Origin of the sequence: Corynebacterium sp. KPL2838, assembly GCF_040225455.1 — a bacterium.
In the GTDB taxonomy this organism is placed as follows: Bacteria; Actinomycetota; Actinomycetes; order Mycobacteriales; family Mycobacteriaceae; genus Corynebacterium; species Corynebacterium rhinophilum.
This window is the reverse complement of record NZ_JBEHFT010000048.1, coordinates 1-12,394: the sequence shown is the minus strand read 5'-3', so window position 1 is coordinate 12,394 and position 12,394 is coordinate 1. Positions and strand designations below refer to the sequence as shown.

Below are 12,394 nucleotides of genomic sequence, written 5' to 3'. Positions count from 1 at the left end.
GCCGACGATATGCATGGTTGTGGTGCAATCCCGGGTAAGGGAGGAAAAACTTGTCCACTGCCCGGCACCCATGAGTTTGAGCGTTTCGAGGATCTTTCCAGCCTGCTCGGGCACGGAGACGGCGACGCCATGAATATGGCCCGTTGCCACTTCTTCCGGCGGCCTGGGGCGAAAGACACCCGCCGCCATTTCCGCAAAGCTCGCCGGAGTATGGCCCAAGGTGACGGGAGGCAAAAGCTCCGCAAATTGCTTTTCGATGCTCACCGCTCGGGGATAACTGCGCTGCGCTTCCCGCTGCCAGCGGGCAAATTGATCCGCCGCCTGCTTATAGGCCTTGTACTGCAAAAGCCGGGCAAAGAGCAGGTCACGCGACTCCAGCAACTCCAGGTCCTCTAGATCATCGACCTCGCCCCGCGGCAATAGCCGTGCGGCCTTTAAATCCAACAGCGTTGCCGCCACGACCAAGAAATCAGTCGTTTCATCCAGATCCGCGTTCTCGCCCAACTGCCGCGTGTACCCCACAAATTCATCGGTCACCTCAGACAAGGCCACATCCGTGATATCCATCTTCTTGGCCTGTATGAGCTGCAAAAGCAGATCAAATGGCCCCTCGAAATTCCGCAGGGCAATGCGGAATCCCGTAATCTCTGGTTGCGTCACGGTAGCTTAGACGGTCGAGCGCTCGATGACTTCCTTCGCCAGATCGCGGTATTGCTGCGCGGCCTGTGAATTGGGAGCCCACGAGGTGATGGGCTCGCCGGCCACGGAGGTTTCTGGGAAGCGCACGGTACGGGTAATGACGGTATCGAATACTTGATCCCCAAAGTATTCCACCACGCGGGACATTACCTCGCGGGCATGCTTGGTGCGCCGATCAAACATGGTGACCAGAATGCCCATGACTTCCAGATCGAAGTTGATGCGGTCAGAGACCTTTTCCACCGTGTCCGTGAGCAAGGCAAGCCCGCGCAGCGAGAAGAACTCGCATTCCATCGGGATGATGACGCCCTGGGAACAAGCTAGGGCGTTGACCGTAAGCAGACCCAAGGAAGGCTGACAGTCAATAATGATGAAGTCATAGTCGCGGCGCACCGGACGCAGGGCTCGCGCCAAGGTGTGCTCGCGGCCTACTTCATTGACCATCTGGATCTCTGCTGCGGAAAGGTCAATATTGGCCGGAACGAGGTCCATGCCGGACACGCTGGTGTGGTGAATGGCGGAGTGGATAGAGGTATGGCTATCCAACATCACGTCATAAATCGAGTCCTCGATGTCGTCATGGTTTAATCCCAGCCCAGCCGAAAGGGCGCCTTGCGGGTCCAAATCAACCAGTAGGACCTTGCGTCCATACTCTGCGAGGCAGGCCCCCATATTGATGGTTGACGTGGTCTTGCCCACGCCGCCCTTTTGGTTACACATCGAGATGATGGTGGCGGGCCCATGTTTTTCCAAGGGGGCGGGTTCCGGCAGCTCGCGGACAGGGCGGCCAGTTAGCCCCGTCTCTACATCAGAGGCTGAAAAGAGACCCTCTTCGCTCACAGTCAAACCTTCTTCCTTGACGCCAAGTCATGGACCATGACATTTGGCATAGGGTTGCTTACAACGTTGTAACTATAGCGTACCCGCTCCCCTTTATGACTACCGAGACTTTGCAAATATCAAGTGTCTAACTTTGACTTAAGCACTTGCCGCACGAGCGGAAGCTACGCCCGCGGATGCGCTGTCCGCCACACTTCCCGCAAGGAATCAGCAGTGACGTGCGTATAGATCTGCGTCGTAGTCACTGAGGAATGCCCTAAAAGCTCCTGCACGGTGCGCACATCGGCACCGCCTTCGAGAAGGTGCGTAGCAAAAGAATGGCGCAGCGTGTGCGGGGAAATAGATTTATCCAACTGGCTACGCTGCGCGGCCGTCTTAATAATGGACCACGCGCTTTGCCGCGAGAGCGCGCCGCCGCGCGTATTCAAAAACAGCGCGGCGGTCTTCCCCTTTCCCAGCACCGGCCGGGCGCGCACCAAGTAGGCATCGATGGCCTGCCTGGCGTGCGAGCCAAGGGGTACAAGCCGCTCCTTATTGCCTTTGCCATGCAGCATTAAGACGTCATCGGCAGTAGCTACGTCATCGACATTCAGCGAAATTACCTCAGAAATGCGCGCCCCAGTGCCATAAAGCACTTCTAGTAGCGCCCTATCGCGAAGGTCAACCGGCGTTTCCGTCGGCGTCGATTCGATGAGGCGTGACACCTCGTCCACGCTCAAGGTCTCCGGCAGGTGTTGCCCCGTGGAAGGCGGGCTCACCTCGGCGGCAACATCGCTATCGACTTCCCCTTCCGCAACGGCGAATTTGTGCAACCCGCGCGCCACAATGAGGGCACGGTTGGCAGAAGATACCGCCATCTTTTCGCGCAGGTCCTTCAAATAGGCCTCCACCATCGGCCGGGTTACCTGCCGTAGGTCCTGGACCCCATTGTCCGCCAGCCAATCCACGTACCGGCGAATATCCCGCCGGTAATTGCTCAGGGTATTAGCTGACACCCCGCGCTCGACGGCGAGGTGATTCAACCAAGTCTGAGCGATGTCCTCTGCAGCAGTCACTGCTTTTTCAGGTCCGGTCCACTGCGGCGGGCCGCCATATGGGTCGGGCGCAAATCAAACGGCGCATCCACCGAACGCGTCGGCTTTCCACCAATGACCGTGGCATATGCGGATAAAATACCCGCGCACGCAACGGAATTAACGATCTCGCCGCCCAGCACCTTGTCAACCGCCTGGTCTAGATCAACCCAGGAAAAATCCATATCGGCTTCTTCATCGCCGGTATCCTGCAGCGCCGGTACCTCGCTAAGGTCGCGAGCAAGGAAAATCCGCACGGCTTCCTCACAAAACCCCGGTGAGGTCACCATATCCGTGAGAACTTCCCAATCCTTCGCGGCAAGGCCCGCTTCCTCCTGCAACTCGCGCTGCGCGCCGGAAAGCTCATCCTCGCCCTTTACATCGAGCAATCCTGCCGGCAGTTCCCACAGCCGCTTGCCGACGCTATGCCGGTACTGATGCACCATCGCGATGCGCCGATCCTCATCCAAGGCCACTACCGCGACGGCGCCCAAGTGCTCGATGATCTCCCTATCCGCGGTGTTCCCTCCCGGCATGGACAAGGTATCGCGGCGTACGGCCACGATAGGGGCATCGAAAATTAACTCTGAATCCAAGACCTGAAAATCGTGGGCCACTGTTATTTCTCCTCTTCAGGTAGGGCAGAATCCGCGCTTTCTGCTGAACCGTAGTCTCCCCTGCCCCCATTAAGCTGTTCTTCGGCAGCAGAAATCACGGCAATGCGCTCTACCGCACGCTCAATACCATCTACGGTAGAAAGATCCACGTCTTTGGTGCGCAACTGCTCTACTGTCTTATCATCTTGGGTCTGCTTGCTCCGTGCGCTAAGCACCACGCTGCCATTGACCTCATCCAAAGCGGTGGCTAACTCAGCCAAGGTGTCCGAATAGTATCCGCGCACCCCACTGCCGGAAACAATGATGATGGACTGGGCGGGAAGGATGGTCCCGTCCTTATAATCAATAAAATCCTCATCGCGCAGGGCACGCAGCAGCTCAGATCGTTCCTTTACGCTTGCGATTGGTTCCGTGCTTTCTGGATCCATGGATAAGGCCGCGCCCAAAACCTCGCCGCCATAGCTTCCTACGGTTTTATCGAGTCCCTTAAGATCTGCCTTTTTCGGGGCCTTATCTTTAAGGATTTTTACGATATCGTCTTTGCTTTCCCTTCGCAGAAAGTCTTTACTCAGCTTGATTTCTCCCGCGGCGGTGGCCCCGGAGGCTTCTAAGAGCTTCGTGATTTCAGAAAGTTCATTGCTATTTGCATCATCGGTGGAAATAACCAGCACTGGCCGCTGCGATAATGTACCGGAGACCAAATCTGGGGCTACATCACTGACGATGTCATCACTCGCCTCGTTTTGATTCTGCAAGATCTTATTTTCTTGCACCACCTTGCGGTGTTCTGCACGGATCGGGTCATCGTCGGCCACGCTGGTGGTCAGGTTGGGCGCGATCACCAAGGCACCAAGGGCCACTCCAACCGCCGCCCCAAGTCCGAGGCCCGTAATTAGTTGCGCTTTCGCCATATTTTTACCCCCGCTTAGAATAGGCTCGACCACGTCTGGCTTAAATTACTCAAGAAATCCTGGCTCCCGCCGAAGCCCACGATCAAGATGATCGCTGCAATCGCCACTAAAATGCTCAAAAGGGCCCATAGCCAACCAAGGTGCGAGGACGGAGCGGAATACAGGTTGATTACTGCCTCAGCATCGACCACCTTGGTTCCGGCCTTCAGCCGAGACAGTACAGCAGACGGAGCCACGCGGTTGGCAAAAACATCATCGAGGTCAAAACCGCCACCTGCCTGCACGATAAGGCCCGCACCGTGGTAATCCGCAAAGAGCAGCGCTAAATCCGTGGCCGATTCCGAAGCCGCCGGAAACGTCATGGCCCCGATACCCAATTCTTGGATGCGGTCAATGCTCTCCACGCTGCCTTCTGGATCCGCGGGCACCACAATGCGCGCACCGCAACGCAGCGACTCATCGCTTACCTTGGCAGGATCGCCAATGATAAAGTCAGGCTTATATCCCTGCTCCAGCAAAGAATCCGCGGCTTCATCAACCGCAATGAGCAGCGGCTCATACTCCCGAATGAAATTCCGCAATTCTTTTAGCTGGGAGCGGTGGTCTTCGGTGGGAGATAAAACGATGACCTTCCGGCCAGCTATCTCGGCACCGGATGCGGGGACCCCGAGGCCATCGATAAGCAAGGGGCCCTCAGAGTTAATGAAGTCGATGGAGCTCGCGAAATAGGACTCCATGTGGTCAATGAGTGCGCTTTGTGCCGCCTTGAAGTTCTTGTCTGCGCGCTCCCTGGAAACCTTCTGCCCCGTCCCGATTACTTTATCCGCGACGTAGACCTTTCCATCGTCCCCAATATGTGCCTTCTTGCCATCCTTAAACTCCGAAATAAAGTCCTCGCCGAGGCCTTCGAGGAGGTCAATGTCGGCATCGAGAAGCATGTGCGGACCGCAATTAGGAATGGAGCCAGTAGAAAACCTGGCGACGTTGACCACCGCGGAGGGCTGTAATTCCACAAGCGTTTGTGCCTCGGGGCGAGAAATATTCGCCGCATCAATAACGGCGATGTCACCTGCAGAAAACTTCTTAAGACCTTTCGCTCCCGGGGTGCAATCGCGCAATGCAGCATGCTCACCAGGATGATCGGGGTTACGGGAAAACAGAGCCATGGGCTCCATTGTTCCTTGCTTAGTCCGCCAGCTGGGTAAGGCGCGCGGAAGCTTCTTTTTGTGCGCGATCAAAAAGCTCTTGGGCATGCGCGCGCCCCGTCTCCGTGTCATCCAAACCAGCCAGCATGCGCGCCAATTCCTCCACGCGCTCCTGCTCCGTTAACTCGGCTACCCCCGAGGTAAACTTGTCCTTCGAGACATGCAAATGCGCATCCGCATACGCAGCTACCTGCGGCAGGTGCGTCACGACGATAACCTGATTATGCGCAGCTAGCCGCGCTAGCCGACGCCCAATTTCTACCGCCGCACGCCCGCCCACGCCGGCATCGACCTCATCGAAGACCAATGTCGCACCGTCCTCGCTGGCGAGCACAACCTCAAGGGCAAGCATGACGCGAGACAACTCGCCACCGGAGGCTGCGGTGGCCAATGGCTTCCCATTGAGCTGCAACTCCGCGGCATCGGCGCCCGTCTTGGAATACTTAGCCGCGGACAGTTCAACCAACAATGTGGAATTGGGCATGGCCAGTCCATGCAGCTCTTCAGTCACCAGTTTGCCCAGCGCCTCCGCCGCTTTCCGGCGACCTTTCGTAAGCTCCGCAGCCTTCTGCTTCATCTCTTGCTCAGCCTCTTTGACCTGCGCCTTAAGTTCCTCAAGGACTTCAGTGGAGGTATCCATCGACTCCAATTTGGACTCCGCCTCATCGCGCCACGCCAAAACACCATCGATATCGCTGGCGTATTTCCGAGTCAACGCTCGAAGGTCCTGCTGGCGTTGCAGTGACTTCTCCAGCAGATTCGGATCTGCCGGCAGCCCCGCGAGGTATCCACCGAGCTCAGCCGAAATATCGCCTAGCTGCGAGGTGATTTCAGATATGCGCTCGCCCAAATCCGCCAGCTCTTTATCCGAGGATCCCACCAACGCTGATCCCGCGCGCCCTAGCAGCGAAGAAGCAGCCTCATCAAGCTCTTCCGTTCCATCGATCGCCGCCAAAGCAGTGTGTGCGGATTCGCGCAGCCCGTCGACGTCTTGCAAGCGCTGCACCAACTGCACCAGCTCCGCGTCTTCCCCTGGCTCGGGTGCCACACCGTTGATTTCCTCTAGCGCATATTGCAGGCGGTCAGCTTCCTGGGCAAGCTCCCTACGAGACTCGGTGCGCCGACGATAGTCCTTGGCCAGGCTGCGCCACTTTTTAAAGGCCTCAGCATAGTCTTCCCGAATGCCAGCCAGTTGCGGGTCCGCACGGTCCACGGCCGCGAGTTGCTCCTCTGGGGCCAAGAGGCGCAATTGGTCATTCTGACCATGCACGGTAATTATCTCCCGCGCGAAATCTCCCAACGTGGCGGCCGGTACGGCTCGCCCTCCCAAATACGCCCGCGATCGCCCCGCAGCCGAAACCGTGCGCGAGACAATAAATTCACCATTTTCATCTGGCTCACCGCCCACCGAGTCCACCAGCTGGCTGATGCTCTCCTTCGCGGAACTAAAATGGCCCTCTACGGCCGCTTTTTTAGCGCCATCGCGCACCCGAGAGGCATCAGCACGCCCGCCGGCCAACAATCGAAGCCCCGTAACCACCATGGTTTTGCCAGCGCCGGTCTCACCGGTCAATACGGTCAGGCCCTCCGATAATTCCGCAGAGCTATGGCGAATGACTCCTAAATCATTGATAGAAATATCGACAAGCACTATTTCTCCTTCGGTCCGCGCCAGCCTTCCACGGGCAACCGCAGCTTAGAGACCAATCGATCCGTAAAGGGCTGATCATCCAACCGCACCCAGCGCACGGGGCGCTTACCGCGCACCACCTCGACGCGGGCGCCCGCCGGCATAATAAGTTCCCTGCACCCATCCAAGATAACTACGGCCGGTGTGGTTTGCATGGTTGATTCCACCGCCACCAAAGAGTTGGGAGAAACCACTAAAGGTTTAGTAAAGAGTGCATGGGCATTATTCGGCACGACCAAGATTGCATCTAGCGATGGCCACAGCACTGGGCCGCCGGCAGAAAATGCATACGCCGTAGATCCCGTAGGAGTCGAAATCAGCACGCCGTCACAACCGAACGACGAGACCGGGCGCCGGTCGATCTCCAAAATCGCATCCAACACGCCCGACCTGTTCTGGTTTTCTACCGAGGCCTCATTCAAAGCCCAACTGCTAGCCAGTTGGTGACCGTTGGCATCCGAAATAGAGACATCCACCGTCAGCCTGTCCTCCACCCGGTAGCTCTTCTCTATTACGCGAGCGACGGCACGGTCTAATGACTCCACTTCCCACTCTGCGAGGAAGCCTACGTGCCCTAGATTCACTCCGAGGACCGGAATATCAACCGCGCGTGCCATATCAGCCGCGCGCAGGAAGGTGCCATCACCGCCGAGAACAAGAACCAATTCACATCCTTCCGCCGCAGCATCAGAATGCGGCACGTGCTGTAGCCCTGGCAGGACGGTTTCGTCCGCACAAACGCGAACCGTTATCCCTGCCTCCTCCAATAACTCGGCTGCACGGGAGGTAGCCTGCAGGTTCTCTGCGCGATTGGCATGTGGAACCAACAATATCTCTCGCATTACTGCGGACCTTTTTCAACGGCAGTATCAATCATCTGTTTCATTGTAGCCACGTCCGTGGACATACCGTCCTTTTTCAGCCACAGGAAATATTCCACATTTCCACTCGGACCCGGCAACGGTGAAGCCACAACACCGTGCAGGCTAAGGCCTAAAGACACGGCAAATTCAGCAACGTCCTGCGTGGCCTCTTTGCGCATATCCGGAGAACGAACCACCCCGCCGCTGCCGATGCGCTCTTTGCCCACCTCAAACTGCGGCTTGACCATCGGCAGCAGCCACGCACCGTCCTTCATGCACTCCACAATTGCTGGCAGCACCAGTTTTAGGGAAATGAAAGATAAATCCCCGACCATGCCATCGCACAGGCCATTGGTCATCTCCGGATTAATAGTGCGGATATTGGTCCTATCCAAAACCGTCACGCGGTCGTCATTTTGCAGGCGCCACAATAATTGCCCATACCCGACGTCAACGGATAGCACCTCACGCGCACCAGACGCCAAGCACACATCTGTAAATCCTCCTGTCGATGCCCCTGCATCTAAGATGCGGCCATCCATGTCGACGTCGAATGTGGCTAGTGCGCCCAAAAGCTTATGCGCGCCGCGAGACGCCCACCTGTCTTCCTCAGACTCCTCGACCTTGATGGAGACTTCAGGATCCACAACTGTTGCAGGCTTTTCTGCTTTAAACCCGCCGACGGTCACACGGCCAGACTTGATCATCTCGCGGGCTTGCTCACGAGATCGCGCAATCTTTCGGCGCACAAGTTCTGCATCCAGCCTGCGGCGTTGTGGTGGCATTAGTTCTCCTGCAAAGCATTCCGCAATACGGAATGCGCCCTGTCCAGTTGGTCGATTTCTTCTGCGAGTGTTGGCGCATCTTCGCCAAGAATTGTCGAAATCTCCGAATCTACTTCTTCAGGCTCTTTCACGGCCCGAAAATCGTGTGGCTTTACCGCCATTTCGACACAACCTTTTCCGCAAATTCGCTACGCGGCTGAATATACCGAGGTGGTGCCGGCATCGACCACGCCACTTCCAAGACTGTCCGCAGCGCTTGCACCGAGGTAGAGGATTCATTTCCCCCCTGCAATAGGACATCATACCCATCGCATCGCGCGGTAAAATCTCCTTGCGGTCCCGGTCGCACCTGCGAAATAGGCAATGAAAGCTCGTGCATGCCTGCACCAATAAAATTAGGCCGTGCCTCCACCGGTGCTTCGATAAGCTCCAGCTCGCCCGATACACCGGTCAAGACATGGAAGGTATTCATCGCTGCGGCGTTACCCCCAACGATATCCGTATCTAGCCTGTCGCCCACCGCCAATGGCTTTTTCGACCCGACCTTTTTGGCTGCGAGGAAGAACATCGCTGGTTCAGGTTTGCCGGCAGAAACGGGCTCTACTCCCGTCGCCTTCTGGACAGCAGCAACGAGGGAACCATTGCCAACGCCTAGCCCCCGCTCAATTGGAAGAGACGTATCCAAATTTGAGGCGAAAAACTTCGCGCCTGCCCGGATAGCCAGCGCCCCCTCCGTCAACTGTTCCCAATCAACGGACTTATCGAATCCTTGCAGGACGGCTGCTGGTTTATCATCAGCACTCGAGACCACGGAAAAGCCCATCTCTTTGGCCAAGTCCCGGAAAGAATCCGCGCCAATGATTAGTACTTTCGCACCTGACGGGATTTCCTCCGCGGCCAACTGCAATACCGCTTGGGCGGAGGTGACGATATCACCAGAATCCGCAGTCAAACCGATATCCGTCAGCATTGTGGCGACGGCTTCTGGGCTCCGCGACGCATTATTTGTTACATATACTGCGGGAACGCCGCACGTATTAATAACGTCTACTACGTTACTTAGCGGACGGCCGCCCTCCCAGACGGTTCCATCCAGGTCCAGCAATAAGGCGTCATGTTTGCTCAAAACACTCATTATTTACATTCCGCCAATCGGTCTGCGGCATCGGTCCAATCACCCTCATCAATGGCGATGGTGTGCTCGAACCACTCGCGGGCTTCATCCCTGCGCCCCGCAGCGAGAAGAGCGTTTGCATAGGCATACGACAACCTACAAGCACTCACTCCGCGATCGCTGCGGTCAGGTTGTGCCCTCTGGATGGTAACCACCGCTGATTCAGGTTGATCGAGGTCAAGGCGAGCACCTGCCAGCACGATCGCCAGTTCAATAGCCGATTCTTTGTCTAGTTCTTTCGCCTCCTCGCTGCGTCCTAACTCCAATGCCTTTTCCGGCCGCCCCAGCCCGCGTTCACAATCAGCCATAACCGCTAGCATTCCTGGACCGCCAGAAATACGGCGGGCAGCGCGGAGCTCGGCGAGTGCCTCTTTCCACTCGCCTGCACGGTAAGCAGCGATACCATTAACTTCTCTGGCAATAGCCACGCGGCCCGCACGGTCCTTAGCCGCGCGCGCATGCCGCAGCGCCAGCTTAGGATCATCGTCCATCAAGGTCGCCGCCATGATCATGTGCTTGGCGACGGCCTCCGAGTTCTCTTTAGAGAGAGATTTCAAATCTTGGAGCACCAATGGGTCCAAGTCATTGATATCAACCTCTTCAGGAATATCCGGATCGGTCATACGCCGGTTGATTCGCTCTTCCCTATACCCAGAGCGCTGTGGAGAGAAAGATTTCTTCTTTCCCCCTCCGCGAGAATCACGGTCCCCCGAATTGCGTGGATTTCGACCCCGACGGTCTTGTCCGCGGCCGTTACGGCCGTGCTGGTTGCGCTCCGACATTCAGTCCTACCCTTTCTTGGTTGGAACTCGCACAGAAATACCGCACCTATTCTACAGTGCTAAACGACATTCAAAGAATCTGGAAATTTCCTTACCTTTGTCCGTGTTTAGATGCACTTCATCGCAATTCCCCACTCCGGTACTGAATCATAGGTTCTTATTTTTTGTTGTTGTGTTTGTTTCTTTTGTGTGTGAGGAATTGTTTCCAGGTGTAGTGCCAGTGTGTGTTTGTGGTGGCCAGTGGTCCTGTGGGGTGGTCTGTTTGGTAGGTGCCGTCGGTGTGTAGCCAGGCGATGGTGCCGGTGACGGGGTCCATGATGTAGTGGACTCGTTTGTCGGTTTTGATGTTGTGGTGGTGTTGGCACAGGGTGACGAGGTTGTCGGGGCTGGTGGGTCCGCCGTTGTTGTATTCGATGCGGTGGTCGAGTTGGCATTTGTGTGCTGGTGTGGTGCAGCCGGGCCAGCGGCAGGTGAGGTCTCTTCCTTGTGTGTAGGCGCGGATGTGGCTGGTGGGCTGGTAGCTTTCGGTGTGGTCTGGTTTGAGTTGTCGGGTGAAGGTGTCGATGTTTTCTAGGTTGGTAATGCGGGACCAGCCGTAGCCTGGGAACTACACTTTCGCCTCACCAGCACCACCACCGGCGCCGGCAGGGTTATTGTCGCCGGTGGTGTCGGTGGTGAAGGTATTAATCGCGACTATGGTATGCGTGTTGTCCAGGATGAGTTGGATTAAAGCTTCACCGGCACCGCACCTGTTGTTGTCTGCTTGGGTGTCGATATGGCGGGCGATCATGGCGGCAGTGGCTTTATCACACGTCAAACTAATCGTGGCCCGGTTATTATGCACAGCTACGTTAAGGGCAGGCTCGACCTCGTCAGTATCATCGACTGCTAGCTGATGGGTGTCGATGAAGTCTCGGATAAAGCGGCGGATTTCCGCCACGGTCGGCACATGCTGGCTGGGTGCTGTCGGTGTGAGGAAATCTGCCAGGGCGGCATCGACTAGGCCTAGGTGTTCGTGGTTGTCGCCTACACGTTCTATTTCCCGGTCGATAACCCTAAGGCGTGGTGTATCTAGTATCCATTGCTCCATGTTGGTGGCTGCCACGAGCGGTAGTTCCTGCATGCGGAAGTGTGCCCTAATAATGCCAGATAAGATGCTATAGGAAAGTCCTAGGTCTTTAGCCAAGCTGGTTAACGTCAGGTCCACGTCATCATCTAGGTCTGGAAGTAGTGATTGGTAGAACAACCAGGAGTTCTTCCTAGCCTTAACTCCAGCTGCAGCAATAGGGTTATGTGGTGTGTTGGTGGCATAAAAGACTACCGGTACATCTGCCTCACCATCAGTAGCGGCGTTGTAGTCTAGTGACTCGCCGGCCGGACGGGTATCACCTGTTGTGGTGGGTGGTGGTGTGCTACTTGTCATCGTGTTAGTACCCCGATTACTCCACATGAATGGTCGAATGTGCTTTCGTCTAACTAGGCATCAGACTACCCACCACATCAGACACCAGGGGGTAAAACCCACACACCCGACACGCATAACCCCGGCTCGGCAGAGTACAAGTCGTAAATATCAGCGGGGGTAAAACGACGGAAAGTCCCCGAAACACCAACCACCCACATGTCATGCAGGGTGGTGGTCTTTCGGGGACTACCAGTAACAGTATGTAGTTCTCTTTTTGTTGTTTGGTGTCGGCGGTGACTTACTCTCCCACAACCTCCCGGTTGCAGTACCATCAGCGTGTACAGGCTTAG

General features: G+C 56.4%; 14 protein-coding genes. All 14 read right to left on the bottom strand.

Features of this window, described 5'->3' with window-relative positions; all coding sequences use genetic code 11:
- Positions 1-660: segregation and condensation protein A (locus ABRP98_RS10960; RefSeq protein ID WP_349859228.1), on the bottom strand; the 660-nt coding region annotated here is incomplete at its 3' end.
- Between the two features lie 6 nt (positions 661-666).
- Positions 667-1,539, bottom strand: a complete 873-nt coding sequence (locus ABRP98_RS10955) for a ParA family protein (RefSeq protein ID WP_023022236.1) — start codon at positions 1,537-1,539, stop codon at positions 667-669.
- Positions 1,540-1,703: 164 nt separating this feature from the next.
- On the bottom strand, positions 1,704-2,594 hold the full coding sequence (xerD, locus tag ABRP98_RS10950; protein ID WP_284852588.1) for a site-specific tyrosine recombinase XerD: 891 nt from the start codon (positions 2,592-2,594) through the stop codon (positions 1,704-1,706).
- A complete protein-coding gene (locus ABRP98_RS10945) occupies positions 2,591-3,229 on the bottom strand; it encodes an NUDIX domain-containing protein (RefSeq protein ID WP_284864657.1) in 639 nt (212 codons plus the stop codon). The genes xerD and ABRP98_RS10945 overlap by 4 nt, the downstream gene beginning before the upstream one ends.
- Before the next feature lie 2 nt (positions 3,230-3,231).
- Entirely contained in the window at positions 3,232-4,140 is a 909-nt protein-coding gene (locus tag ABRP98_RS10940) for a copper transporter (protein ID WP_349859227.1), read from the bottom strand.
- 14 nt (positions 4,141-4,154) lie between these two features.
- On the bottom strand, positions 4,155-5,315 hold the full coding sequence (steA, locus tag ABRP98_RS10935) for a putative cytokinetic ring protein SteA (RefSeq protein WP_284782893.1): 1,161 nt from the start codon (positions 5,313-5,315) through the stop codon (positions 4,155-4,157).
- A 10-nt stretch (positions 5,316-5,325) separates the two neighbouring features.
- Positions 5,326-6,996, bottom strand: coding sequence for a DNA repair protein RecN (recN, locus tag ABRP98_RS10930; protein ID WP_349859225.1), 1,671 nt, complete (start codon positions 6,994-6,996; stop codon positions 5,326-5,328).
- Positions 6,996-7,877: an NAD kinase gene (locus ABRP98_RS10925; protein WP_349859223.1), complete on the bottom strand. Its 882-nt coding sequence runs from the start codon at positions 7,875-7,877 to the stop codon at positions 6,996-6,998. The genes recN and ABRP98_RS10925 overlap by 1 nt, the downstream gene beginning before the upstream one ends.
- Positions 7,877-8,683, bottom strand: a complete 807-nt coding sequence (locus tag ABRP98_RS10920; RefSeq protein ID WP_284782898.1) for a TlyA family RNA methyltransferase — start codon at positions 8,681-8,683, stop codon at positions 7,877-7,879. The genes ABRP98_RS10925 and ABRP98_RS10920 overlap by 1 nt, the downstream gene beginning before the upstream one ends.
- Positions 8,683-8,844, bottom strand: coding sequence for a hypothetical protein (locus ABRP98_RS10915; protein WP_284782900.1), 162 nt, complete (start codon positions 8,842-8,844; stop codon positions 8,683-8,685). The genes ABRP98_RS10920 and ABRP98_RS10915 overlap by 1 nt, the downstream gene beginning before the upstream one ends.
- Positions 8,835-9,818: an HAD-IIA family hydrolase gene (locus tag ABRP98_RS10910; RefSeq protein ID WP_284782903.1), complete on the bottom strand. Its 984-nt coding sequence runs from the start codon at positions 9,816-9,818 to the stop codon at positions 8,835-8,837. Before ABRP98_RS10910 ends, ABRP98_RS10915 begins: the two co-directional genes overlap by 10 nt.
- A complete protein-coding gene (locus ABRP98_RS10905; protein ID WP_349859220.1) occupies positions 9,818-10,480 on the bottom strand; it encodes a tetratricopeptide repeat protein in 663 nt (220 codons plus the stop codon). Before ABRP98_RS10905 ends, ABRP98_RS10910 begins: the two co-directional genes overlap by 1 nt.
- 316 nt (positions 10,481-10,796) lie before the next feature.
- Entirely contained in the window at positions 10,797-11,141 is a 345-nt protein-coding gene (locus ABRP98_RS10900) for an HNH endonuclease signature motif containing protein (protein WP_349859230.1), read from the bottom strand.
- A 105-nt stretch (positions 11,142-11,246) separates the two neighbouring features.
- Positions 11,247-12,062, bottom strand: a complete 816-nt coding sequence (locus ABRP98_RS10895) for a hypothetical protein (protein WP_349859219.1) — start codon at positions 12,060-12,062, stop codon at positions 11,247-11,249.
- Between the last annotated feature and the right edge of the window lie 332 nt (positions 12,063-12,394).